General features: G+C 49.1%; 18 protein-coding genes, 4 tRNA genes and 2 pseudogenes. 16 read left to right on the top strand and 8 right to left on the bottom strand.

What is annotated here, in order from left to right; all coding sequences use genetic code 11:
- Positions 1 to 229 precede the first annotated feature (229 nt).
- On the bottom strand, positions 230 to 1,825 hold the full coding sequence (locus tag U9M73_RS09380; RefSeq protein WP_323076959.1) for an S-layer homology domain-containing protein: 1,596 nt from the start codon (positions 1,823 to 1,825) through the stop codon (positions 230 to 232).
- 258 nt (positions 1,826 to 2,083) lie between these two features.
- Here U9M73_RS09380 and U9M73_RS09375 point away from each other — a divergent pair, with 258 nt between their 5' ends.
- From U9M73_RS09375 to U9M73_RS09335, 9 genes are all read left to right on the top strand, one after another.
- The gene (locus tag U9M73_RS09375; protein WP_009225638.1) at positions 2,084 to 2,935 is read left to right on the top strand and encodes an ABC transporter ATP-binding protein; all 852 of its coding nucleotides are present in this window, start codon (positions 2,084 to 2,086) and stop codon (positions 2,933 to 2,935) included.
- A complete protein-coding gene (locus tag U9M73_RS09370; RefSeq protein ID WP_323076958.1) occupies positions 2,898 to 3,998 on the top strand; it encodes an efflux RND transporter periplasmic adaptor subunit in 1,101 nt (366 codons plus the stop codon). Before U9M73_RS09375 ends, U9M73_RS09370 begins: the two co-directional genes overlap by 38 nt.
- Positions 3,998 to 6,898, top strand: coding sequence for an ABC transporter permease (locus U9M73_RS09365; RefSeq protein WP_009225640.1), 2,901 nt, complete (start codon positions 3,998 to 4,000; stop codon positions 6,896 to 6,898). The genes U9M73_RS09370 and U9M73_RS09365 overlap by 1 nt, the downstream gene beginning before the upstream one ends.
- 3 nt (positions 6,899 to 6,901) lie before the next feature.
- Positions 6,902 to 7,786, top strand: coding sequence for an ABC transporter ATP-binding protein (locus tag U9M73_RS09360; protein WP_260070732.1), 885 nt, complete (start codon positions 6,902 to 6,904; stop codon positions 7,784 to 7,786).
- On the top strand, positions 7,783 to 9,279 hold the full coding sequence (locus U9M73_RS09355; protein WP_009225642.1) for an ABC transporter substrate-binding protein: 1,497 nt from the start codon (positions 7,783 to 7,785) through the stop codon (positions 9,277 to 9,279). The genes U9M73_RS09360 and U9M73_RS09355 overlap by 4 nt, the downstream gene beginning before the upstream one ends.
- A 143-nt stretch (positions 9,280 to 9,422) precedes the next feature.
- Positions 9,423 to 9,587, top strand: coding sequence for a hypothetical protein (locus tag U9M73_RS09350; protein WP_009225643.1), 165 nt, complete (start codon positions 9,423 to 9,425; stop codon positions 9,585 to 9,587).
- Positions 9,588 to 9,648: 61 nt separating this feature from the next.
- Positions 9,649 to 9,722: transfer RNA gene (locus tag U9M73_RS09345), tRNA-Met, on the top strand.
- A 14-nt stretch (positions 9,723 to 9,736) separates the two neighbouring features.
- Positions 9,737 to 9,810, top strand: a tRNA-Ile gene (locus U9M73_RS09340).
- 565 nt (positions 9,811 to 10,375) lie between these two features.
- The gene (locus U9M73_RS09335) at positions 10,376 to 10,594 is read left to right on the top strand and encodes a LexA family protein (protein ID WP_323076955.1); all 219 of its coding nucleotides are present in this window, start codon (positions 10,376 to 10,378) and stop codon (positions 10,592 to 10,594) included.
- A 685-nt stretch (positions 10,595 to 11,279) separates the two neighbouring features.
- Here the strand turns inward: U9M73_RS09335 and U9M73_RS09330 are convergent.
- Positions 11,280 to 12,578: an IS110 family RNA-guided transposase gene (locus U9M73_RS09330; protein ID WP_323076954.1), complete on the bottom strand. Its 1,299-nt coding sequence runs from the start codon at positions 12,576 to 12,578 to the stop codon at positions 11,280 to 11,282.
- 434 nt (positions 12,579 to 13,012) lie between these two features.
- On the opposite strand from U9M73_RS09330, the gene U9M73_RS09325 reads away from it, so the two are divergent.
- On the top strand, positions 13,013 to 13,402 hold the full coding sequence (locus U9M73_RS09325; RefSeq protein WP_323076952.1) for a hypothetical protein: 390 nt from the start codon (positions 13,013 to 13,015) through the stop codon (positions 13,400 to 13,402).
- Between the two features lie 222 nt (positions 13,403 to 13,624).
- On the opposite strand, the gene U9M73_RS09320 is transcribed toward U9M73_RS09325, so the two are convergent.
- The 3 genes and pseudogenes from U9M73_RS09320 to U9M73_RS22260 form a co-directional block, all read right to left on the bottom strand.
- Entirely contained in the window at positions 13,625 to 13,894 is a 270-nt protein-coding gene (locus U9M73_RS09320; protein ID WP_323076949.1) for a hypothetical protein, read from the bottom strand.
- Positions 13,895 to 13,996: 102 nt separating this feature from the next.
- Complete coding sequence (locus U9M73_RS09315; RefSeq protein ID WP_323076948.1) at positions 13,997 to 14,887, bottom strand: hypothetical protein; 891 nt, start codon at positions 14,885 to 14,887, stop codon at positions 13,997 to 13,999.
- Positions 14,888 to 15,071: 184 nt separating this feature from the next.
- Positions 15,072 to 15,508, bottom strand: a pseudogene (locus tag U9M73_RS22260) (IS3 family transposase); the annotation flags it as partial.
- Between the two features lie 164 nt (positions 15,509 to 15,672).
- On the opposite strand from U9M73_RS22260, the gene U9M73_RS09305 reads away from it, so the two are divergent.
- The 4 genes and pseudogenes from U9M73_RS09305 to U9M73_RS09290 form a co-directional block, all read left to right on the top strand.
- Complete coding sequence (locus U9M73_RS09305; protein ID WP_323076132.1) at positions 15,673 to 16,791, top strand: IS110 family RNA-guided transposase; 1,119 nt, start codon at positions 15,673 to 15,675, stop codon at positions 16,789 to 16,791.
- 496 nt (positions 16,792 to 17,287) lie between these two features.
- Positions 17,288 to 17,353 (top strand) — tRNA-Met (locus tag U9M73_RS09300).
- A gap of 267 nt (positions 17,354 to 17,620) precedes the next feature.
- Positions 17,621 to 18,741, top strand: a protein-coding gene (locus U9M73_RS09295) for an IS3 family transposase (protein ID WP_157274695.1) whose coding sequence is annotated in 2 segments (ribosomal slippage) — positions 17,621 to 17,870 and positions 17,870 to 18,741 — 1,122 coding nt in all. Because the reading frame shifts where the segments join, the coding sequence is not laid out codon by codon here.
- Positions 18,742 to 19,349: 608 nt separating this feature from the next.
- A pseudogene (locus U9M73_RS09290) lies at positions 19,350 to 19,472 on the top strand (transposase); the annotation flags it as partial.
- A gap of 331 nt (positions 19,473 to 19,803) precedes the next feature.
- On the opposite strand, the gene U9M73_RS09285 reads toward U9M73_RS09290, so the two are convergent.
- From U9M73_RS09285 to U9M73_RS09275, 3 genes are all read right to left on the bottom strand, one after another.
- Positions 19,804 to 19,962, bottom strand: coding sequence for an aspartyl-phosphate phosphatase Spo0E family protein (locus tag U9M73_RS09285; protein ID WP_323076946.1), 159 nt, complete (start codon positions 19,960 to 19,962; stop codon positions 19,804 to 19,806).
- A 332-nt stretch (positions 19,963 to 20,294) separates the two neighbouring features.
- Positions 20,295 to 20,681 carry a hypothetical protein gene (locus U9M73_RS09280; RefSeq protein ID WP_323076944.1) on the bottom strand — a complete coding sequence of 129 codons (387 nt, stop codon included), beginning with the start codon at positions 20,679 to 20,681 and terminating at the stop codon, positions 20,295 to 20,297.
- 82 nt (positions 20,682 to 20,763) lie between these two features.
- Complete coding sequence (locus U9M73_RS09275) at positions 20,764 to 20,964, bottom strand: hypothetical protein (protein WP_036645641.1); 201 nt, start codon at positions 20,962 to 20,964, stop codon at positions 20,764 to 20,766.
- A gap of 167 nt (positions 20,965 to 21,131) precedes the next feature.
- Here U9M73_RS09275 and U9M73_RS09270 point away from each other — a divergent pair.
- Together U9M73_RS09270 and U9M73_RS09265 are read left to right on the top strand one after the other, a co-directional pair.
- Positions 21,132 to 21,217: transfer RNA gene (locus U9M73_RS09270), tRNA-Leu, on the top strand.
- Between the two features lie 172 nt (positions 21,218 to 21,389).
- Positions 21,390 to 23,672: an Ig-like domain-containing protein gene (locus U9M73_RS09265; RefSeq protein WP_323076943.1), complete on the top strand. Its 2,283-nt coding sequence runs from the start codon at positions 21,390 to 21,392 to the stop codon at positions 23,670 to 23,672.
- Positions 23,673 to 23,726 lie beyond the last annotated feature (54 nt).

Here is a 23,726-nt window from a genome sequence, read left to right as displayed (position 1 = left end):
TGGTCCCATCTCTCTCGGTTTCTTTTTATTATATAACAAACCCAGTACCTACGTGGCACGGGGTTTGTCTTTTTACAGATTTTAGGTTGACTTTTGCAGGGCTCTCCAGCAGGGGCTGTTTTTTTGTCTAAACAATAGCCCTTCACCAAAAGACCACCCAAGAGAAGCAGCATCGCTCTGTCTCAAAGGTGGTCATTTCTTTAACGTATGATTTACATATGATTGCTTGTTACTTAAACGAATATCCTGCGTATTTCTCCGCGTTTTTCAGACTCGTCCAGATGTCCGGCGATTCGCCGCCGATGTGCCAGTAAGCATAACCGGCCACTCCCAACTTCGCGCCTAACCTCAGCTTCTCCGAAAGGGAACGGGCATCCTCCAGCCAAATTTTGTGGATCGTGCCGTTCTTGCGATACTCCATGGTGTACTGGCCCAACGTGTCGTTCCATTTCGGCTTCAGGCCGTATTGGTTGATCCGGTTATTTTGATCCGCGAGGGTGATGTCCTCGGAAGACAACGTAGCTCCAGTGCTGCTTAGGCTCCAATCCCGCGTATATAGCGGCATCCCCATAATGAGTTGGTCGGAGGGGATTTGGGCGAGCAGCTTTTGAAGGTGGTTCTCCACCCAGCCAAGCGATGCGATGGAACCGGCGGCAGATCCGCCCCAGTGCTCGTCGTAGGCCATAATCACAAGGTAATCGGCGCTCTTCGCCAGTTCCGTGTAATTGTAAGCGTCCGACCAGTCGGTGTCGAGATCCGGCGGTAAATCTACGGACAAGACGGCAGAGACGGAATGAAGCTCCTGTGCCAGTTTGGCGATAAAGGCCGTATACAAGCTTCGATCGGAAGCTGCGACATTTTCGAAATCGACGTTGATGCCATGCAGCCCGTATTTTTGAACGTAGGACTTCAAGGTTTGGATCGCTTCGGAAGAAAGCGAGCTGGAAGCCAGAAGCTTATGTGTCGTTTCCTGATCAAATCGGTTTCCGACCATGGCCCAAACCTGTTTGCCGTTATTTTTTGCCCAGGTTACGAGGGACGGGACGCTGGAGTCGGATAATTTGCCGGTACTTTCGAGAAAAAACCACCGAGGCACCAGCACATTCACGTTCGATTTCAGCACCGCTTTCTTGTAGGCCTCGGTCGATTGACCGAATTGCCAACCAAGCTTGATTGCCTCGTTCGCGTTAGCCGCGAGCGCATCGGTCCATCGGGTGTCCTGCAGCAGGCGATCCAGGATAACGGCGGTCTCCTGTCGGGTAATCGGCTGTGTTGGATGAAATAATCCGTCGCTGCCCTGCATCAAACCAAGCTCGGTAATCGAGCTGACCGAAGGCTTGGCCCAAGTCGCGATCATCGCTTCATCCTTGTAACCGGAGGACGAATTCCCGGCAGCGTTTTGTTTTAATGCGCGGACGATCCATGAAGCGGCTTCCTGCCGGGTTAACGGCTGGTTTGGCTTAAAGATCCCGTCTCCCAAGCCGTTGGTAAGCCCAAGCTCCGTGGCTGCTTGGATCGTGCCGTAGTACCAGGCGCTTCTTGGTACATCGCGATAGGCGGGAACAGCGGATTTGGCCGCTTCCACCTTAAAGATTCGCGTCAACGTGGTCATAAACTCGGCCCGGGTGATGGAGCGGGTTGGAGAAAATTCTGAACCTGAGGTTCCTTTCATCACATTGTTCGCGTTTAAGCGGAGGATTGCGTCTTTCGCATAGCTGTTTGAAATATCGTTAAAGGGGAGATCGGCAGCGGCCGGCTCTTGCCGAAGAACGGCATTGGTGAATAAGAGCGTTACCGCGAGCAGGATGGGAATCTTTTTTTTCATGAAGTAGTTCTCCTTGCCGAAATTAGTAGAAATCTCCTTAATTCTAACAGAATTGTAACCATTCATCAGTGCGAAAAATATGGTAAAAATTTAACGATTTCGTTAATGACCTTGTAACTTTTTGCCATCCTAATTCGTTTATAATGCAAGACGTGAATGTATTGTTAGACAAGGCCAACTAGACCAAGAAATCCAAGAAAAGGAAGTAAAGGAAGAAGAGGAGAAGCACAAATTAGGGAAATGGGAGACCGATACACAATGATGCGATGGCTTCGCAAAAAAGAAAAAGTCGAAGTTCAGCCCGGAGCTGATTCTCCGGTACCGGAAAGTGCGGAGGGGGAGACCGCCGCTGCCGTGGAGAAGACGGCCTTAGCAGAAGCAGATGCCGAGGTTATTGCAGCCCAAGATGTGCACGAGGAGGAGGCAGAGAGGGAGACCGGACCGATTCTGTCGGTCAAAGACGTTCACCGATCATTCCCGGTGGGCGGAGGAGAAATCCAGGTATTGAAGGGAATTGACATGGAAGTGCTTTCAGGCCAGCTGGTGATGCTCAAAGGCCGCTCCGGCTCGGGCAAAACGACGTTGCTCAACATGCTTGGCGGATTGGATCAGCCGACTTCCGGTGAAATCTGGTTCCGCGGCCAGCCGCTTCATGAGCTGAACGACGATAAGCGTACATTGCTGCGCCGGAATCAGATCGGCTTTATTTTCCAAGCCTATGCTTTGCTTCCGCTGCTGTCTGCCTGGGAGAATGTCGAACTGTCGCTGCGTATGGCAGGAGTTCCGCCTCAGGAATGGAAGCCGCGCGTTAAGCATTGCCTGGAGCTCGTCGGGCTCGGGAAACGGATGTTTCACCGCCCGTTCGAATTATCCGGGGGCGAACAGCAGCGGGTGGCCATCGCCAAAGCGATCGCCCATCGCCCAAAGCTGTTGTTGGCGGATGAACCAACGGCCAACCTCGATTCGCAAATGGGAGCACAAGTCATGGCAGTATTCAAGAACATCATACAGACCGAACGCGTGACGATCTGTATGACCACTCACGATCCTACAATCCTGGAGGTAGCGGACCATGTTTACGAAATGGTGGATGGCAGATTTATCGAATAAAAAAGGGGGGATGAGGCTGGTTCGAACGCTTGGGGTATTCGCCCTGTCCCTGACGTTAATTGCGTCCACAGGCTGCGCCTTGCTGCCGGACGAAGAGGCGGAGGAGGACCTGCCGGTGATCACGCCGCCGACAATCTCGAAGAAGCCGGAGTACGAGGTGCGCACGGAGACGATCGAGCTTAGCGTCAGCGCGGTCGGGAAGATCATGAGCCAGCGCGAGGAGCCGTTATTTTTCACAGAGGATAATCTTCACGTGAAGGAAGTGCTGGTAAAGGCGGGCGACAAAGTCAAGAAAGGCGATGCCCTCATTCAGCTGGATGTCGAAGATTTGCAGAAGGAATTGCGGAAGAAGAAGCTGGAGTTCCGCAAGCAGGAAATCTCCATGAAGGAGCTGCTGCGCACGAAGGACGAGAAGGACCCGATCGAATTTGAGGAGGCCGCCATCGTCTTTGAGGAACAGCGCCAAGAGCTGGAGGATTTGGAGAAAACGATCGCCGACGGCACACTCCGTGCGCCGTTCTCCGGAACGATCATTTCCGTCTCCGCCCAGAAAGGCGCCGCTATCAAAGCATATGATACGGTAGCCGTGCTGTCCGACACGTCCTCGTTGGTAGTGGCAGCTCAGTTTGCCAAGGAGGATTTAGCGAAGATTGCCGTTGGCATGAAAGCCAAGGTTGATATTAATGCGATGGGTGTGTTCGATGGTAAAGTGAAGGTGATGCCGGTGGATACCGGATCGTCCGACAACGATAACGGCGGCGGAAGCGGCACCCCTCCAGAGAAAGATACGATCGATAAGTACCTGATCGTGGAACTGGACAAATGGCCGGAGGGGCTTGAACGTGGACGGCCGCTTAGCGTGTCCATTGTAACGGAACGCAAGGAACACGCAGTGTTAATTCCGATTTCCGCCCTGCGGACGATCGGCTCGCGTACTTACGTCCAGGTTGTAGAGGAAGACGGTTCGAAACGTGAAGCCGATGTTGAGGTGGGTTTGCAAACCTCGACCGACGTGGAAATTGTTAAAGGACTCACGCCGGGGCAGAAAGTAGTGGGTCGTTAATGGGACTTCCTTTATTACGCTTGTTGTTCCGCAAAATGTGGAACACGAAATGGCTGACGTTAAGTACACTCTTGGGCCTCATCGTCGCTGTCTCGTTTACGGTCAGCATTCCGATGTATTCCGACGGTTCGCTGAAGCGGGTCGTTGCGACCACCCTGAAAGCGGAGAGCGAAGGGCTGCCCGCAGGTTCGTTGATCATGAGCTACCAGGCGCCGGGCGGTACCAAGACGGATTTGGGTGCACTATCCGCCGTCAATCAATACATTGTCGACGAGGTGCCGGAGCAAATCGGCTTCCCGTTTGACGCTTACGTGAACACCAGATCCATCCGCAGTACGGAGGTGTTTCCGGAGGATCCAACCAAGGTTGACGCGAGCCGTACGCGGACGATGTCCATCGTGTCCATGAGCGGTTTACAGGATCATGTGACAATATCCGGCGGCCGGTTGTTTTCGGATCAGGGGGATGGCGATACGCTTGAGGCTCTGATGCTGGAGGAAGCGATGTACCGTCAGGATCTGCACGTTGGCGATGTGATGGAGTATCCGGTGTACAGCGGCGTGGATGTGACGCTTAAGGTGAAGATTGTTGGCACCTTCCAGCCGGAGAATGAGAATGATCCGTATTGGTACCAAGGCTTTGAAGGGATGATGAACAGTTTCTACATCTCGGATCAAGCCTTTAATGAAGGACTGCTGAATCGATTGTCGATTCCGCTGCATAGCTCCAGCTGGTATTACGCTTTTGATCTTGGTGAGATCAAGACGAGTCAGCTGTCGCCGCTATCGGATACGCTGGAGCGGCTGAATGTAGAGTTATATCAGAAGCTGAAAGATACGAAGGTGGATGTCTCCTTCGGCAGTCTGCTGAACGACTTCCGCAAGCAGAGCCTGCAAATGCAGACGCTGCTGTTTACCCTGGCGGCACCGATGATTGCCATGGTGTTCTATTTCATCGTGATGAACGCTCGTCAGGCGCTCGACAAGCAGCAAAGTGACATCGCTGTTCTGCGCAGCCGCGGTGCTTCTACGAAGCAGATTATTTTCATCTATTTATTTGAGAGCCTGATCCTTGGTGTGGTTGCACTGATTGCAGGCCCTTTGCTCGGCTGGTTTATGTCAAAGAGCATCGGCTCGGCGGACGGCTTCCTGACGTTCGTGAACCGCAAGTCCATTCCGGTAGGATTTAATGCCGACGCCTTGGTGTTGGGGGCGGTGGCGGTTGTGATCGCGATCTTGTCGACGCTGCTGCCGGCAATTTCCTTCGCCCGTTCCTCGATTGTCAAGGCGAAGCAGAAGCAAGCGCGCTCCGATCGGGCGCCCTTTTGGCAACGCTGGTTTATCGATATCGTCTTGATGGTGATTTCGGGTTATGGGTACTACCTGTTTAATGAGCGGCAGATGCTGACGTTCCAGACGGGGATGACGACGGATGAGCTGCAGGTTCAACCGTTCCTCTTCTTCGTACCGGCGCTGGCGATTTTCTCCATCGGACTGTTTTTCCTGCGGGTGTTCCCGTGGTTATTGAAGCTGATCGGCTGGATCGGCAAAAAGTGGTTGCCGGTTCCTTACTATTTAAGTTTGACGCAACTGTCCAGGTCGTCTTCTTCCTATTATCCGCTGATGATTCTGCTCGTTCTGACGCTGGGGCTTGGTGTATATAACGCTTCAGCTGCTCGGACGATCGATCTGAATTCGACGGAGCGGACGCTCTATAAATATGGAGCGGATGTGATTATGCGAACAGTATGGGAAGGCACGCCGGAAATCACCCGTCCTTCACAAGGAGGCTCCGGCCAAGGTCAAGGCGGCGGCTCGGGAGCTCCGGGCGGCGGCGGGAACCCGGGTGGAGTACCTGGCGGCGGTCCGGGCGGCGGCGGGCAAAATCCACCCCCGTCCAAACTGATCTATTCCGAGCCCCCGTTTGAGATCTTTCGGAGGCTGGATGGCGTCGAGCATGCGGCACGTGTGCTCCAAACGAAGGGGAACATCATCATCTCCGGCCGTTCGGCAGGCCAAGGGAATGTAATGGGGATCGACAATGTCGATTTCGCCAAAGTGGCCTGGTTCCGGAACGACCTGTTCCCCACGCATCCCTACAATTATTTGAACTTTCTCGGGATGAACGAAAGCGCAGCTTTAGTCCCGTCGAACTTGGCGGAGAAATACAAGCTGAAGCCGGGAGACGTGTTCACGGTCGCCTTGGGTGAGCAAGCGGTGGAATTTGCCGTATACGGGATTATCCCGTATTGGCCAAGTCAATATCCGGATCAAACGCCGTTTATCATTGCGAATTTGGACTATATCTACGATCAAGTTCCGCTTATTCCTTATGAAGTCTGGCTGAAGATGAAGCCGGGGGCCAAAGTCGCCCCGCTGATTCCGAAGCTGGCGGAGGAAGGAATTGAGCTTTATTCGGTTGATGATGTCCGCAGTGAATTGGCGGCCCAAAGCAAGCACCCAACCCGGGGAGGTGTATTTGGAATCTTAAGCCTCGGCTTCCTCGTCTCGGTTATCGTTTCGTTGATCGGATACGTGTTGTACTGGTTTTTCAACTTATCGGGCCGGGTCGTCCAGTTCGGGATCTTGCGGGCGATGGGCTTATCCCGCAAGCAGCTGACGTTTATGCTGCTGGCCGAACAGATCTTGACAGCAGGCTTATCCATCGTGCTCGGGATCGTGATCGGGAAGATTGCCGGCAAGCTATACTTGCCGTTCCTGCAAACTGCGGATAATGTCACAACGCAAGTTCCGCCGTTCCGAATCGTATTCGATAACCAAGACACGCTTCAGCTTTATGTCGTTGTGTTCGTGATGCTCCTGATGGGAGCCGGCCTGCTACTCTGGCAAATCCGGCGCCTGCGCGTGCATCAGGCGGTAAAAATGGGAGAGGAGCGCTAAGAGATGATTCATTGCGAAGGACTCGTCAAGATTTTCAAATCCGAAGATATCGAAGTTGTGGCGCTCCAAGGCTTAAACTTAACCGTTGAACAAGGCGAGATGATGGCGATCATCGGCAACAGCGGCAGCGGCAAATCAACGCTGCTGAATATTCTGGGCGGGCTGGATCGCCCGTCAGCTGGTCAGGTTACCGTTGGAGGCTGGGATCTGCTAAAGATCCGCGATGACCAACTGGTGGAATATAAACGCAACACCGTTGGCTTTGTTTGGCAGAACAACGCCCGCAACCTGCTGCCCTATTTAACCGCGCTGGAGAACGTGGAGATGCCGATGCTGCTCACCGGTAAGCTGGACCGGGCTTATGCAAAAGAGCTGCTGGAGCGGGTTGGCTTAAAGGACCGGATGCATAACAAGCTGCATCAACTCTCCGGCGGGGAGCAGCAGCGGGTTGCGATCGCAATCTCTTTGTCGAATCGACCGAAGCTCCTGCTGGCTGACGAACCAACGGGGTCGGTAGACACGGCCACCTCTGATCAGATCATGCAGATCTTTCGGCAAGTGAACCGGGAGCTCGGCATCACGGTCGTCATCGTCACGCACGATTTGAACCTGGCCGGGAAGGTGGACCGCGTGGTCGCCATCCGCGACGGCTTAACGAGCACCGAATTCCTGAAGCGTAATCCGAATCTGGATTTGGCGGCAGCAGAGCTAGGCGGGGGATTGCAGGAGGTTCACGAAGCCTTTGTTGTGGTTGACCGCGTCGGACGCTTACAGGTTCCGAAGGAATATCTGGAATCCGTCGGGATCAACGGACGGGCGAGCATGGAGTTTGACGGAGAGAAAATCATTATTACAGCACCTAAATCATTGGAGGGGGATCCATCATGAGGTTCAAGAAATTATTGTCCGTATCGCTGGCTGCCACGCTGGCGCTTGGCCTGTTGGCTGGCTGTAACGGCAGCAAAGCGGCAGACCCTGAGCAGGAGAAAGTGCTGCGCATCGGCGTGCTTTACGGGGGATATGACGATTCTTATTTCCGCCAGCAGTATACCGATGTGTATGAGTTCACGCACAATGTTCGCATCGAGGTTGTACCGGCCATCGACCAAAGTCAATACCGTTACCAGGACTACTCACAGCCATATGTTCAGCCGGACTACCTGGAAAGCATGAAGAAAATTATGACCGGCAGCAATCCGGTGGATGTCGTGGTAACCGATACTTCCGTATTGAATCAGCTGATCAAGGAAAATATGGTCAAACAACTTGATCCGATGATTCAGGAGGATAAGTTCGATACGTCAGACTTCGTACCGGCAGTCATTGACGGGATCAAGGATCTTGGAGAAGGCAGCCTGTACGCGTTAACTCCTTCGTTCTCCTCCTCCGCCTTGTTCTATAACAAGAAGCTCTTTACGGATGCTGGGGTAGAACCGCCTACCGATAATATGACCTGGGACGATATCTTCAATTTGGCTCGCCGTGTGGCGAAAGGGGAAGGGAAAGACCGGGTTTACGGTTTCGCGTTTAGCCGGTACCTCGGAAGCGATCCGTTCTGGGATATGCAGAGCAACTATGTCAACTCGCTGCAGCTCAAAACCTTTGATGATAAAGCGGAAACGATGACGGTCAATACCCCGCAATGGACGAAGGTATGGGAAACCATCAGCAAGCTGGCGAAGGATAAAATCATTCCGGACAGTAACAGCGGGATGATGGACGGCGAGTGGAACCCTGTAACCAGCGACCTGTTCCTCTCCGGTAAAGTAGCTATGGCGATCGGTGAGAACTACTATGTAAATGAAATTACGGACGCCAACAACAACGCTTCGAAAATTAAAAACTTTACCCCTGTAGATTGGGACGTCGTAACCGTTCCGGTCCATCCTGAAAAGCCGGGTGTCGGGGGAAGTATTTGGTTGAGCAATACGTTTGCGATCAACAGTGCCGCTCCAAATGCCGAAACCGCTTGGGACTTCATTAAATTCATTAACGGTGAGGATTGGGCAAAACTGAAATCCCGGAGCAACTCCTATGAAATGCTGGCCCGCAAATCGTACATCCAACCGAAAATGGGCTTGGACTACAATATTCAAGCGTTCTATTTGCTGAAGCCGACGCCGCCAACGGATCCGAAGCAAGATAAGCTGATGAGCGAAAAACCAGGGCTTTACAGCGTGACCGACAGCGGACGTAAGTTCTTCCAAGAGGTACTGGAGAACAAGAAAACGCCGGCGGAAGCGCTCAAGGAATGGGAAGAGAAGGGCAACAAGATGCTGCAGGAGATTAAAAACAATCCAAAAACCCAATTCCAGGAGGATGGTACGCCATTTGTTCCTGAGGAAGGGGCTGCAGCAGGAGGAGCCGTATATAAAGGATAAATCGCGGTTTGCATTGAGCACAAAAAATTACCAAATATATATAAGCCCGCCGGACGAAATCCGGCGGCTTTTTTTGTTAAGGTTGGGCATTCTATAGACATGAACAATTTGCTCTAATTTACGAAAGGATGGACGAAACAGTCATGCGTTGGGTATACTTCAATAAATTGTATCGAACGAAATTCCAAGCGGGATGTCTCGCCCGACGGTTGGAGCAAGACGGTTGGATTTACGGTTTTGATGATATGCGGCAAATCGAAATTTTCCGCTCGCGCAAAGGCAAATATGGCGTGCGATTTATTCCATAATCTTAGGCTTGACGTGCCCTGCGAGAATCGTGTATATTATTGATTGTCGCCAATTTATTGACGCGGGGTGGAGCAGCCCGGTAGCTCGTCGGGCTCATAACCCGAAGGCCGCAGGTTCAAATCCTGCCCCCGCAATCCCAAGTTCTCCCGGGCCCTTAGCTCAGTTGGTTAGAGCGGTCGGCTCATAACCGATTGGTCACAGGTTCGAGTCCTGTAGGGCCCATAAGTGCGAACCCCCTTGCTATTAGCAAGGGGGTTTTGCTTTGTTTGGTATTGATAGAGTTGTCCGATAATCGATCAAATATGGCCGGAAATATTGATTTGCTAACGCATTTGCTAACGACAGCTTAAATTTCCGGAGAATTTTCGGATTTTTCGGTGTGTTTCTTGAGCTCAGCTTCGATGCGATCTACAGCTTCGTCTTGCATCGTGGGGAGTAGGTGAGAGTATCGCTCGTTGAACATTGCCGGGGTCATACCGAGGCGCTCTGCAGCTACTTTGGGATTGATGCCTCCGGAGGTTCTTCAATCAAAGCACATCCTCGAATTGATGGGGTGGTCGAAGACCACATTGAGCTTTGCAGCTAATGATCCAACTTTTCCACACTTGGATGGAGCACGTAAGAAAGGTGAGTCCATCCGCTGTCTGAAATGGGAGTTTTACGAATGGCTTAAATCTCGGAGGTGATGGGAATGCGATTCAAATCAGCAAGTGTTTGGATCCCAACAAGAAGCTGTGTAAACAGGTAGCTTCATTGGGGTAGCACCATATTGACAGGGGGGATCACAATGAACAACAAACCATTAACCAGGCGCCAAGCAGAAGTGCCCGAATTTATCAAAGCATTCGTAGCAAAAAATGGTTATCCGCCTACCGTCCGGGAAATTGCCGAACACATGGGGCTAAAAGCATCGTCAACGGCATTTCCAGTATATCCAGCAGCTCGTTCGAAAGGGGTTCGTGACCAAAGGTCCCGGCCCCCGTACGCTTCGTGTTGTCCAGGATAAAGAAGTGTAAGTATAATCAAGAAAGCCACCCATGAAGAATGCATGGAACTGCATCTAAGTAACACCGCGGGCACCGCGGCAGGTGGAGCAAATGCCACTATTTTAAACTATCGGGGGTAAGGAGCCAGAGGAAAAACAAAACGATAATAATATGCTCATCCCTAAAAACTTCTTTGCTCCTTTGTTTTCTAGTCCAATCTGGTAAGCTTCGAAAGCACCGACACCTGCACCTAACAGAAGCATAATTGAAACAACTATATTCGAGAACTCACCCATTATTATTCATCTCCCTCAATAAATTAATGTTTTCTCCGTTTTTCTCGCTATTTCGCATGTTTTCATCTTTGCCGCACGAAGCGCTTGAGGATAATATTTGACGGAGAGTGAATATATGGGATCGACCTGTTGGCGGGAATAGATGTGGTGGTTACCTCGTTTTAAAAGCCGTATGGTCGCATATGGATCTCCACATGTACCCTTGCGGTTAACCCTCCCATATCTCCCTGGGTCGATGCCCTTACATTCCTTCGTTCTACCTCTCAAGGGGTGGAGGCCAGGTTAGCTCCTTAGCGGGGTCGATGCCCTTATGGTGATGATTTCTCCCAGCCTATCCGTGCTTCGTTTGTCAAAGATCAACATGTGCATAAGCGGTGAAACGAAAGTGAGCTCTTAAGCTGTGAATGAATTAGGCTGCTGCTTGCAATTGAGCCTCCCGATGGGGGCCGAGGACCTTGTTAGCGTCATATTCCTTCTGTTTGCGGCCTAGCTCGAATAAAACGCGAATGAGCTTGTTGCAGATCGCGATCATGGACTGTTTCTTCTTCAGCGGATTATCCCGGCGCGTCGTGAAGTACAGATGCAGTGCGCGGAATTCCGGGTTCTTGGCGACCATCGTCAGTGCCGCCCGGAACAGCAAGGCCCGGAGGCGACAGCGACCTCGCTTGCTGATGGTCGTTTCCCCTTTGTGAAGCCCGGAGCTGTTTTCCCGCAGGCTGAGACCGGCGTGACGTACGATTTGTTGGCTGTGATCGTACCCGCTCAAGTCTCCGACTTCCGCCAGGAATCCTGCCACGGTAATAAGACCGATGCACGGAATGATCATCATGTGGGTGGCGCCCGGAATCTGTTCCACCAGACCCGCCACAAGCTCCATCAGTTGCTCGATCTGCCTGCACAGCATGGCATACTGCTCCAAATACATGGCTAGCTCATGCTTGGCCGCCGTAGCGCCTTCTGTGAGGCCGATGGACTTTCGGGCTTTCCGGTAGAGCAACTCCGCTCTCTTGGGGCCTACGGCTCGTTTCACGTCGTTCTTCTTCCAGATAGCCACCACAGTTGTTTCGCCAGCGGCGACGACATCTTGCGGCAGCGGAAAGTTCGTTAGCGTAATGAGCGAGGCCTTGCCTTCCCAGTTTTTAAACACTTGCCTATATTCGGGAAAGAAGCGATCCAGCCAATTGTGGATTCTTCCTTTCACCCGGTTCAAATCCCCGCACAGACGGTCTCGCTGGTTCATCAGCACACGCAGGTCGGCGTAAACGCCTTCCGGCAGCTGCGGCTGTGTATAGCGACCGTCGATGACGAGCTTGGCGACGACTTTCGCATCTTTGATGTCGTTCTTAGTCGTCGAGTTGTCGTCGAGTTCCTTGCTTTTCTTGACATGATGCGGGTTCACAAGAACGACCTCAATGCTGCGCTGCCTCAGGAAGTGAAACAGCGGGAACCAGTAGTGGCCGGTTGGCTCTACGCCAAGCAGCACGTCCGTTAGCCCATGCTCTTGCTTGATGGATTCAGCCCATGCTAGCAGGTTCAACAGGCCATTGTCGTCGTTCTGGAACAAGCACCGCTTGCCTAGTTCGATGCCTCGGTAATTAAAGGCACGAGCGACGTGGTTGTGTTTCGCGATGTCGGTTCCGATGACCAGCGTCGTTTCAGAAATTCTCGAAATCCGTTGATTTTGCTTGTTCAATTGGTTAAACTTCATAGTGAGCGTCCTCCTCTTAATTAGGGCAGTGAATGTGTGTCATTCCGAGACCCAGCATACAGGAGGCGCTTTTTGTTTTTCAAACCGCATTTTAATTCATTACAGGAATAGCTCCTTATGTCATTTGTGGGAGGAAGGACTTGACTACTCCAATATATTCCTTGGAGTTGATTGCTATGGCAAAAATTCAGATGTTGAATTGTAAACTTAGCAAGAATGGTGAGCTAGTGTCACGGGTTGGAAGTAGAGAGCGAAATCAGCATCCTAGAAAACAGCCGGTAATTTATAAATGGGAACTTGAACGAACTATTTACTGAGGAATGCGCACTAACTGTTGAAAAGATAAGACCCCCATAACCTGGCGGGGCGCGGGGGTCTTTAATGGTTGGAAAACCATTCCTCTTGACATTATATCACAAAGGGGAATGAGGGGAATGGCAATGGTATGGGGACAAGAAGAACTTTTTCCTTCCGCGAATGAAGTTGAGGTCCAGCGGACGAAATTCCTGCTCAGCAAATATACAGAGATGGTTTCATTGATGCGGGATTTTGAGGCGTACGAGCCTGTAATGATCCAGGTCGCCGTAGATGGGGAAGCGGCACGACGGATCGATCAGGAGGATCTGCATGCGGATAAGATCGCGAACGCAGCGATTCTCGTTGAAAAACAGCGCTGGGTGTACAAGCAGTATAAGTTCTACACTACACAGATCCGGCGGGCGTGTGGGCTGATTCAGGACAAGAGGTTAAACAGGCGGTTGATTACCGTTATCTGCAGGGCTACTCGCCTAAAGAGACTCTTTTATTATTTCGGCACAGCATGAGTGAAAGTACAATTCGCCGTCGGATTGAAGAAGGGGAAAGAAGCATCGCGAATACATTAAAGCTGATAGGATTTTTCGAGCATGATAATGACAAGTTTGGAGGATTTGATAATTGTGAATAGCCTAACCCTTGGAATAAAGATTCCACAAAGTATTACTAGTTTGCTACGGTTTAGACTATTCTGAGGATGATATAGTATTGATCAAATTTTTTATCTTACATTATTTTTCGTTTTTATCAAATAGATTCAAATACTCAACAATAAGCATAATTAAGCCTAAAAAAAATAAAATGCCTCCTAAAATAAATGGAGTACCCAAAAATAAACTTGGCTCTTCTCTTAAATCCCTTGCTCCAAATATAGCAAACCATAGTTTAGTTCCTCTCCATACATCAATTGTATTGATTAAATTTGAAGCTAATTCAATAATTGATAAGCAGATCGCCGTACCAATGGTAATGAATGTAATACCAATAATAGTTTTCTTCATTTGTTGCATCTCCTCAGTAAAAATCTTATTTTCTGCTCTATTTACAACTATTTTAATCAAATATCCCCTCGCATATAACTTAGCGAGGGGATATTTTTTTAGTTATACATTAGGTGCTCCGGTTGGTGGCGTTGGTGTTGTTGCATTTGTACTCTTGCTTGTATTTGTTTGTGACCAATATTCATTAGATTTTGTCTGAAGTATATAGTTTGTACCTGTTTTTGTATAGTAATAGTTGTTTAGTGAACCACCAGCAAAGATAGTAAGACAATATTCACCAGAATAATTTTCAAGTCTATACTTGATATAAGGTCTAGTACCCCATACGGTCCAAGCAGGTACGGTAGCTCCTTGAGATATAATACTAGTTTGTTCAATCGTTTCTGAAGCTTTAAAATTAAATTTATTCTTAATTTCGACAGCTCCTTCAAATCCAATACTCATAGTTACTTTCAAAGTTTTTGTATATGTAGCTGTAATAGGTACTGAGGAACGATAATTATCCTCCGTAATCCATGAAGTTTGGTATCTAACACGATTTTCGCTTGATGTTACTGTTGGTTCTTTGCTCCAACCTTCCATTACTACTTGTCCATCGTAATAAGATGGAGTTATAACAGATGAAGTAGCATTTTGTTGAATGCTTTTGGTATCTCCATTCATTAAGCGATCAACAATTGTATTGATGTTCTTGATGTTATCAGAATATTTTTCCTTGTCTGTACGGAAATACTTTAATAATGAGTTTTTGAATGCTTCTTTGTCGATGATTTTGCCGGTAGACTTGTCTACACCCTCTAATTCGGCAACTTTTTCAACTCTGACTAGACCAGGAGTAGTCGGAGCATCTTGGTAGATGGTCGAACTCTCCAATACATCTACAGTTTTAGAAGTTTCTACTTGAACTTGTTCTGCCGATGCAAATACTGATGAACTGGAAATAATTAATCCTGCGACGAAAAGAGAAATAGCAATCTTTTTAAAATTGACCATAATATCCCTCCGTTTACAAAATATTATTATTGCGCGCTCATTTACTATATATTTAAAAAGTTTAACTGTCAATATATTTAATGGAAATTAAAAGAAATAATGCTAGATAGTGCTTTTGTATTGCGTCTTAGTGTCGGAGTTTAAGGAGAATAAATGGACCACTGTCAAGAAAGTGGACACCCTTTTAAGCAACTCTTCTCTTATTAAATTGCGCAGCAAAGCGAACCGGCGACAAATAGCCGAGTGAACCATGGATCCGTTTTCGGTTGTAGAAGAATTCAATGTAACGGTAGATCTGGTCATAGGCTTGCTGCTTCGTCTTAAATCGCTTGCAGTAAATCAACTCCTTCTTGAGGATGCTGTGAAAAGATTCAATACAAGCATTGTCGTAGAAATTGCCTTTACGGCTCATGTGGCTGTCATTTTGTAAGTTTTGAGTTGTTCTCTGTACTCGTGGGACGCATATTGGCTCCCTCGATCCGAATGATGAATGAGCCCTTTTTTAGGCCTTTTAGCCACATAGGCATCTTTCAGAGCGTCCAGAACAAGATCGGTTGTCATTCGGTCATTCAAACGCCAGCCCACGATCTCACGGGTACATAGGTCCATAACGCTGGCAAGTTACAGTTTTATCCGTTAGATGAACCTGAAATTGATGTTAATTTGCTAGCTAAGATGAACGTAAAACAAAGACAGCCCTCCAAATTGCTACATCTCGTAGGTTAAAATGGATAGTGATTAACCCAAACCATTTCAGAGCTACATAGCAAAGGAGAGCTGATACTATGCAGTCTACCACAAAATTCGTCGGTTTAGATGTATCCAAAGAAAAAATTTCGGTTGCGATTGCAGATGTGAGCGGGGAAGCTCCACGCTATTACGGAACCATTCCCCACACACCGGCAGCGTTACGCAAGCTTATCAAAGAGCTGGGAGCGGCCGAAACGCTATCGTTTTGCTACGAGGCAGGACCCACAGGTTACGAAACCTATCGCTGGATCACCTCCATGGGGGCCCACTGTGTCGTCATTGCTCCATCGCTCATTCCCAAACGCCCCGGCGACCAAGTGAAAACAGATCGACGGGATGCCGAGCAACTCGCGCGTTTGTATCGTGCAGGAGAGCTCACTCCCGTTTACGTCCCCGAACGGGAAGATGAGGCTCTACGGGAATTGGTTCGCGCCCGTGAAGCTGCCAAGGAAGATGCCCACCGGGCTCGTCAGCGGATCTTGAAATTCCTGCTTCGTCACCAGATTGAACCACCCGCCACCATAAAGCGTCGCTGGACCAAGAAGTATCGCGTCTGGTTAGGGCAGCTTACGTTCCCGTATGAGTCCATGCACGTGGCATTCAGCGAAATGCTTCATACTTTGGATGAGATCGAGCAACGCATGGGGCGCCTAGAAAAAGCACTGGTCCAGCAAGCTGCGACCGGTTCTAAGGCTTCTCTGATCCAAGCTCTTCAGTCCCTACGGGGGATTGGATTGCTTACAGCCATTACCCTTGCGGCTGAAATCGGAACCTTTGCGCGTTTTCGCTCCCCTGCGCAACTGATGGCGTACTTGGGACTGGTCCCTCGTGAGTATTCCACGGGCCTAAGTACTCGACGCGGCAGCATGACCAAAGCCGGAAATGGCCGCTTACGACGGACTTTGGTGGAGTCCGCTTGGAGTTACCGTCACCGTCCTGCCGTAAAAGGGGATCTCGCTAAGCGATTAGATGGTATGCCCGCCGACGTACAGCTGTTATCCTGGAAGGCGCAAGAAAGATTGCATTACAAATACCGTCATCTTGTGTTTGGAAAGAACAAGCACAAGAATGTGGCCGTCGGTGCGGTGGCCCGGGAATTGATTGGGTTCATATGGGCGGTTGCTCGAACCGTGGAGCAGCCAGCAGCCTCCTAACGCCTTTGGACGATGAAGGACGCAGGGGACGTTGCCCCCTGCACCCCCACACTCGCCGTGTGGCGTTCCTCATCTTCGATGAGGATTTGGAAAAGTGTTGAATTGTACCCCACCGCTTGTCAAGGAAGACGCTTGACAAGCTCACGCCGGAGCACGAGGCCCGGGAGCAAACGAAGGTTCAGGAGAGAATTTGCGTAGTCCGTTTGCACTAGGTTTTGAAAGAAACTGAACGTGCGTTTCTAGCTTGCAAGGGCTCTCCCTGACGAAGGCATAACATGTGGTAACCAACCCACGGATAGCAGCGTGCCGACCGTCGCTCGCATTTTTGCTCTCGCGCCACGTGCTCAGGCAGATTTAAAACCGAGGGCTTGACAAAAACGTTCATAGCAACGGATTTGCTAACATAAATTCTGAAATCGAGAAAAACTATATACGAAAAAACGCTGTATAAATCGAAGTAACAAAACATAGAAATACTAAGAAATACGATTCCACAAGCTCAGTTGGTTAGAGCGGTCGGCTCATAACCGATTGGTCACAGGTTCGAGTCCTGTAGGGCCCATAAGTGCGAAACCCCTTGCTACGCAAGGGGTTTTTGCTTTGTTTGGTATTGATAGAGTTGTCCGATAATTGATCTGTTGATTTGGGGGTTAGTCGGCCTCGATCATGTAATTTGAAAAGTGGTGGGAGCGAATACTTAGAGAAATGAATCTTGATGATTTTAAATTCCTGTATTCCATTTTTGACAATGGATCGGCTACACTTAGTTGGACAATAAAAATAAGGGCTTGTAGAATAGACCTATCATGTTAAGGAGCGGATCTCAACAATGCCTAAACAACCACGACGCACGTTTACAACCGAGTTCAAAAAGCAAATGGTGCAGCTCTATGAAAACGGGAAATCCCGCGCAGCGATTGTGGAGGAATATGACCTCACTGCGTCTGCTTTAGACCGCTGGATCAAGCAAGCCCAGACCACAGGCTCCTTCAAGGAGAAGGACAATCGCTCTTTCGAAGAAAATGAACTCATCACTTTACGTAAAGAGATTCAACGACTTAAGATGGAGAACGATATTTTAAAGCAAGCCGCGCTGATCATGGGACGAAAGTAGCTATCATCCAGAACAACCGTGATAAATACTCGGTATCAGCAATGTGCGACGTCCTACAAATTGCAAAGAGTACGTTCTACTATGAAGCAAAGGAACGAGCGAAGGAAGATGAACTAACAGAAACGATTGTGGAGATCTTCCACAAGAACCGCAAAGCCTACGGCACGCGCAAGATTAAAGCCAAGCTAAAGGAACAAGGAATAGTTGTATCTAGACGTCGCATTGGCCGCATTATGAAGGAGCAGGGGTTGGTCTCCACCTACACGATCGCTCAGTATAAGCCCCACAAAGCGGCCTCCAATGAAGCAAAGACGGCAAATGTGCTGGCTCGTGAGTTTGAGCAGACAGAAGCAAAGCGCTTCGTCGTTAGCGATCTAACGTATGTAAAGGTTCAAAACAAGTGGCATTACATTTGTGTGCTGATCGACTTGTTCAATCGAGAAATCATCGGGCATAGTGCGGGCCCAAACAAGGATGCGGCTCTGATTTCCCGTGCCTTCTCTACCGTACAAGGTGATCTGCGTCAAATCCAGTGGTTTCATACGGACCGCGGTAGTGAGTTTAAAAACGAAAAGATGGACGAGCTATTGGAGACCTTTAAAATCGGTCGATCTCTCAGCATGAAAGGCTGTCCCTATGACAATGCCGTGGCTGAAGCTACCTATAAAATTATGAAAACGGAGTTCATTAACCAGATGAGCTTCCACAGCCTTCTTCATCTAGAGGTGGAACTGTACGATTACATCAACTGGTTCAACAAGCATCGGATTCACGGAACACTGGGATACCTGACACCTGTTCAGTATCGTCAAGAAGCCCTTAATAAAGTTGTCTGATTTACTGTTGACAATCCACAATAATCAAAGTAATTTTTCGGTGATGGCTAAAGAAGCCTTGGATGCTCGTAGAATTGAGTTAGAAGGACGGTGAAACGAAATGTTAAAAAGCACTTGTGCTGCTCCATTTTCGTATCACATGTAATTGAGGTATATGATACGATATGTTAAGATAAAAATAGAAATAGGAGCCGGTGCCAGCCGACTCCCTGTACAACACTTGGGTGGGAAACCTCCAGAACAAGCTGAAAATAACCCGTTCCCTCGGCGCTAACCTGGGCGGGTTATTTTCGTTTATTCAGATAGGTGAGTAGTGCGAGAAGAAACATCCCGAGCATAATCACTTCTGATAACGAAAAATTCATTGGCATCACCTCCGATCCGGAGGCGATACTTCCCACCCAAGTTCAGTTGTACAAGCCATATTATACCATGAGTCTGCGAACCCCGCAGGCTCTTTTATTACGGCTTTAGCCAGTTGAGTACGCGAAGCGTGCGAAACAAAAAACCACCCGCTATGCGGGTGGAGGGAACGAAGGTTTGACCAACAAGACCATTTCCAAAAAATTGAGATGTTCAGGCTCAATTCAAGAAAGGAATGGTCTTAGATGGCAAACAAGAGCTATAGTTTAGCTCACACGAAGTGGATGTGCAAATACCATATCGTGTTCACCCCGAAGTATAGACGGAAAGAGATCTATAATCAAGTGAGGAAAGATTTGATCGAAATATAGCAAACCACCCGTCCAACGGGTGGTTATGATTCAATTAAAATCAAGGTTTCGAAGATTCCTATTGAGCGTTTTATAGTAGGCAATTTTTTTGCGAATAAACGAGACTTTTCCAAGGGTAATAAGATTCAAGCCTCTCCAAATCATGAGGTGAAAAAAAGCTTGCCCAAGCTCTTTGCCGTCATGGACAATCTTTGGTCGCTGAATGATAGAACTTCCTCCTCCTGTGCGCGAACATTATTATTTATTATAGTAGAAAATACGAGTGATCTTTATCGAAAGTTCCAGTTTCTGGGCAGAAGAAAGGAGCCGTTGCCACGGCCCCCTCAGATCATTTGACTTGCTTCTGGATCATCAATCGATGGTACTCATTCAGCAATTTGTCTAGTTGCTGACTGACCATGATCATTTCTCGATCGGCAAGACGTTTACTTCGGGCGAGATGGTTTAATTCCATCCGGAGCTCTTCAATTTTCAGGATGAGTTCCATGGCGAACAACTCCTAGGTCCAGGTATCAATGCCATCCGTCCGCTTTCGACTGGTGAGCGGCTAAACATCTTCCGTAAACTGTCACATTTCTGCACCAAATTCAAGCGGTAATTATATTTTCGATGTCCGTTTTTGTAAATCCTCCCTAAATTCTGAAATAAATTGCAAAAATCTGTCGATTCAGTGAATTTTATTAAAATTTAAGGTTTTACGGAAATCAAAAAAGGACCGCACGAGGCGGTCCTTCCAAGTTTATCAAATAGGCGATTACTTGCTGTCCGGAGACGGAAACGGAGCAGGGTGTGCGGCCAAGTATTCCGCCGCATTGTAGGTCAAGAGAGCAGCTTCAGCGCGGGTATCAGATCTCCCGGATGGAATTGATTGTTCGCATCCAGCGTGGCGATCCCGAGCACGAGCGCAAGTTGAACCGTACCTTGATAAGAAACGGTGAGATGGTCTCCGTCAATATTGATCATCGGCAAATCGCCATGTTTCTCCATCCCCAAAATCAGCTGATGGGTAAACTCCTCGCGCGTCATAGGCTTGTCCGGATTCACGTTGGCGTCAAGATCAAACCCGTTATTTTGAGCAATCGAGAACGCAGGGGCATACCAGGCATCATTCTTGACAAGAACAAAATAATCGCTCGCGTTCACAGGAGCTTCGGACTTTAACCCCAGCAGGTTGACGATCAGCTGAACGCCTTGGCTAGTGGTCAATGATTTACATCTTTAAAGGACCCTGCGGCAGCAAAGCTTTCTCTGGCCTAGACAAGGGTTTTGGAAAAGGTTGCAGATTTAATTAAAAAGATTTTCCAAATGGAATAATTCGCGTCACGTGTTGGATTTCGTCGAGCTTAACCCAGACGGCCCCTTCTGTTGTGCGCAGATGTACTTTGTCGGGCGCTGAACCCCACTTCGGCAGTCCGGTCATCATTTGTCCGTCATGCAGTTGGATGACCACTTGATGGCCCAGCGTAACCGCCATCTTCAATTCGTGCATGAATGCTAACCTCACCTTTCCTGAAATTCGAGCCGATCTTCCGCACTACTAACCTTAACTTACCATATTTCCTAACTGAATAGTTTATCGGATAAAGGCGGCTTGAATTTTGGGTTGATATTGATTGAAATTCTGTATATAATCATAAATACGGAATTTTTGAACAAGCCGGGGTGGCGGAATTGGCAGACGCACAGGACTTAAAATCCTGCGGTAGGTGACTACCGTACCGGTTCGAGCCCGGTCCTCGGCATCTAATTAAGGTAGAGTGCATTCGATTGACGAATGCGCTCTATTTTTTATAGGACAAATGGATTATTTTGATGAAAAACGTTACGAAATATCTACTAAATGTCGATATAAAATGGGAGAGGACTGGAAAAAGGTTCCGGTACATTAGCAATGAGAACAAAGGAGAGGAATCAATGATTGCTAACAGGAAGATGACGTATTGGATGCTCGTCTTGACGCTCCTCCTTTCGGTGCTTGCTCCAACGGGCGCATTTGCAGCAACCGGGGACATCAAGGAGATTAATATTGATGGAGCAGGTACGACCGTTGAACTCGGCGTTGGTAAAACCAAGCAGCTTAAAGTAACTGCTGGCTTGGAAGGAGGCGGCACCAAGGATGTGACCTCTACCGTAACTTGGACGTCCGGAGATGATACCGTAGCCAAGGTTAGTGCCGGCGGTTTAGTCACTGCGCTGAAGAGCGGTACTGCGATCATCACGGCGGAATATAAAAACCCAACTACCGAAGTCGGGTCGGTTTCGTCCATTACGATTAAAGTTACAGACACCTACACCGCATTAACATTGGACTACAAATTAGACGGAAAATATAGTCTGGACACTCCTGAATCCGATCTGACTGTTACCGCCAAGGCGAAGGTGGACAACGAGTCCATTGAACCTAAGGATGTCACGGAAGAGGCGGATTGGACTTCCTCCAATGCGAGTGTACTGACCATTGAGAAGGGGAAAATTACGTTAACCGGTACAGGGGAAGCGACGATTACGGCTAAATATGCCGGCCTGACGGCTTCTTTCAAAGCGAAGGTGACGTCGCCGTACTCCGGCTTGAAATTATACAAGACGGTTGGAACGACCGACACGGAGATTAAGGAAAAAGAAGACCTTGAGCTGATCATGGCCGATAAGGAAGTGGAGCTTAAGGTTAAAACGGTGCTGAAGAGCAACCCGGATACGACAAACGACGTTACGGAAAAAGCGACCTGGAGTTCTTCGGATACCAGTGTAGCTACGGTAGAAGACGGAACGGTTAAGATCGTATCGACGGGGAAAGCGACGATTACGGCAACCTATTACGGCGAGCAAGCCAAAGTCGACATTTATGTACGAGCTCCGTATGAAGCGATCCTGCTCACCCCGTCCGGCGATCAGACGATGTTTATCGGGGAAACGCTGGCGGTGGAGGCCGGGGTGAGAGTGAAAGCAAACGAAACCCAAGACGTCAGCGATGACGCCGAATGGACTTCTTCCAATAAATTAGTTGCTACTGTAAGTGACACCGGTGTTGTTACGGCCAAAGTGGCGGGATCAACTACGATTAAAGCCAGCTATCAAGGCGTGAGCAAGAGCTTCAAAGTCACGGTACTTCCTACGGTGACCGAGCTCAAAGTCGAGAAAGAGCAACTGGATGTCTATGTTGGAGGATCGGCGAGCTTGCCGAAGGTGACCGGTGCGAAGCTGGACGGAGAATCCATCGATCTCAGCGATGCCATCACTTGGACTTCGAGCCAAGAGGATATCGCTGTAGTAGAGGATGGAAAGATCATAACGAAGTATCTGGATGACTCGGTAGTTTCTGCTGAAGTTACGTTGACCGGGAAACTCACGGAAGCCGGAACAGGACTGACTCCGAACGCGGACTTCCCAATTCGCGGAACCGAAGTGAAGGTTAAAGTTAATGTAAAGGAAAAGGTTCTGACTCTGCTTGCCACGCAAACTTCAATGGACCTCGTCATCGGCGAGGAAAATGCGCTGCCGGAAATCACGGTGGTCTATGAGAACGGCGTGGAGCAAACGAACCCGGCCGGCGTGGAATGGACCGTTACCGGCTCCAATGCAGTGCTGAAGTCGACAGCGGACGGGAAGAAGCTGAAAGGTCTCAGCAAAGGCTCGGCCACGCTGAAAGGAACTTTCGAGAATAAGACCATCAATGTATCGGTCTCCATTGAACCGAAAATCACCAAGATTGTTGTAGAGCCGCAAACGATCGATCTTAACATCAAGAAATCGAAATCGATCAAGGTGACGGGGTATTATGCAGACGGCAAGAAAGTCACCCTGTCCTCCAAAATGGGCTGGGTCTCCTCCGATGTGAACGTCGCTACGGTGTCGTCCTCTTCGGTGAAGGCTGTCGCTGAGGGGACCGCGACGTTAACCGGTTCTTACCAAGGCAATGTCGTTACTGTAAAAGTGAACGTGGTTCCGAAGCTGGTGAAGCTGGAGGTTAGCGAGAAGAAGCTGCAGCTGGCTCCTGGTGCGGCCAAAACCCTCGTTCTTACGGCAACCTACGATAACGGCAAAGTCGCCACGGTAACGGGCAGCGCGAAATGGACCACCTCCAAGGCGAACGTTGCTAAAGTGTCGGCTGGTCAGATTCAGGCGATCGCCAAGGGCTCCGCTTCCATCAAAGCCGAGTATGGCGGCAAGAAGGTATCTATCAGCGTTTCGGTGAAATAAGATAGAACATGATTGACTAGAGTCTGCCTTTGAGAAGGCAGGCTCCTTTTTTAT

Source organism: Paenibacillus phoenicis (genome assembly GCF_034718895.1).
Lineage (GTDB): Bacteria > Bacillota > Bacilli > Paenibacillales > Paenibacillaceae > Fontibacillus > Fontibacillus phoenicis.
The sequence above is the reverse complement of the archived record's forward strand: the minus strand, read 5'-3'. Positions and strand labels throughout refer to the sequence as shown.

What these genes read in the sequence shown, in the direction of transcription:
- U9M73_RS09380 (WP_323076959.1), bottom strand. Translation starts at nt 1,825, where the DNA reads ATGAAAAAAAAGATTCCCATCCTGCTCGCGGTAACGCTCTTATTCACC.
- U9M73_RS09375 (WP_009225638.1), top strand. Translation starts at nt 2,084, where the DNA reads ATGATGCGATGGCTTCGCAAAAAAGAAAAAGTCGAAGTTCAGCCCGGA.
- U9M73_RS09370 (WP_323076958.1), top strand. Translation starts at nt 2,898, where the DNA reads ATGTTTACGAAATGGTGGATGGCAGATTTATCGAATAAAAAAGGGGGG.
- U9M73_RS09365 (WP_009225640.1), top strand. Translation starts at nt 3,998, where the DNA reads ATGGGACTTCCTTTATTACGCTTGTTGTTCCGCAAAATGTGGAACACG.
- U9M73_RS09360 (WP_260070732.1), top strand. Translation starts at nt 6,902, where the DNA reads ATGATTCATTGCGAAGGACTCGTCAAGATTTTCAAATCCGAAGATATC.
- U9M73_RS09355 (WP_009225642.1), top strand. Translation starts at nt 7,783, where the DNA reads ATGAGGTTCAAGAAATTATTGTCCGTATCGCTGGCTGCCACGCTGGCG.
- U9M73_RS09350 (WP_009225643.1), top strand. Translation starts at nt 9,423, where the DNA reads ATGCGTTGGGTATACTTCAATAAATTGTATCGAACGAAATTCCAAGCG.
- U9M73_RS09335 (WP_323076955.1), top strand. Translation starts at nt 10,376, where the DNA reads ATGAACAACAAACCATTAACCAGGCGCCAAGCAGAAGTGCCCGAATTT.
- U9M73_RS09330 (WP_323076954.1), bottom strand. Translation starts at nt 12,578, where the DNA reads ATGAAGTTTAACCAATTGAACAAGCAAAATCAACGGATTTCGAGAATT.
- U9M73_RS09325 (WP_323076952.1), top strand. Translation starts at nt 13,013, where the DNA reads ATGGCAATGGTATGGGGACAAGAAGAACTTTTTCCTTCCGCGAATGAA.
- U9M73_RS09320 (WP_323076949.1), bottom strand. Translation starts at nt 13,894, where the DNA reads ATGAAGAAAACTATTATTGGTATTACATTCATTACCATTGGTACGGCG.
- U9M73_RS09315 (WP_323076948.1), bottom strand. Translation starts at nt 14,887, where the DNA reads ATGGTCAATTTTAAAAAGATTGCTATTTCTCTTTTCGTCGCAGGATTA.
- U9M73_RS09305 (WP_323076132.1), top strand. Translation starts at nt 15,673, where the DNA reads ATGCAGTCTACCACAAAATTCGTCGGTTTAGATGTATCCAAAGAAAAA.
- U9M73_RS09285 (WP_323076946.1), bottom strand. Translation starts at nt 19,962, where the DNA reads ATGGAACTCATCCTGAAAATTGAAGAGCTCCGGATGGAATTAAACCAT.
- U9M73_RS09275 (WP_036645641.1), bottom strand. Translation starts at nt 20,964, where the DNA reads ATGCACGAATTGAAGATGGCGGTTACGCTGGGCCATCAAGTGGTCATC.
- U9M73_RS09265 (WP_323076943.1), top strand. Translation starts at nt 21,390, where the DNA reads ATGATTGCTAACAGGAAGATGACGTATTGGATGCTCGTCTTGACGCTC.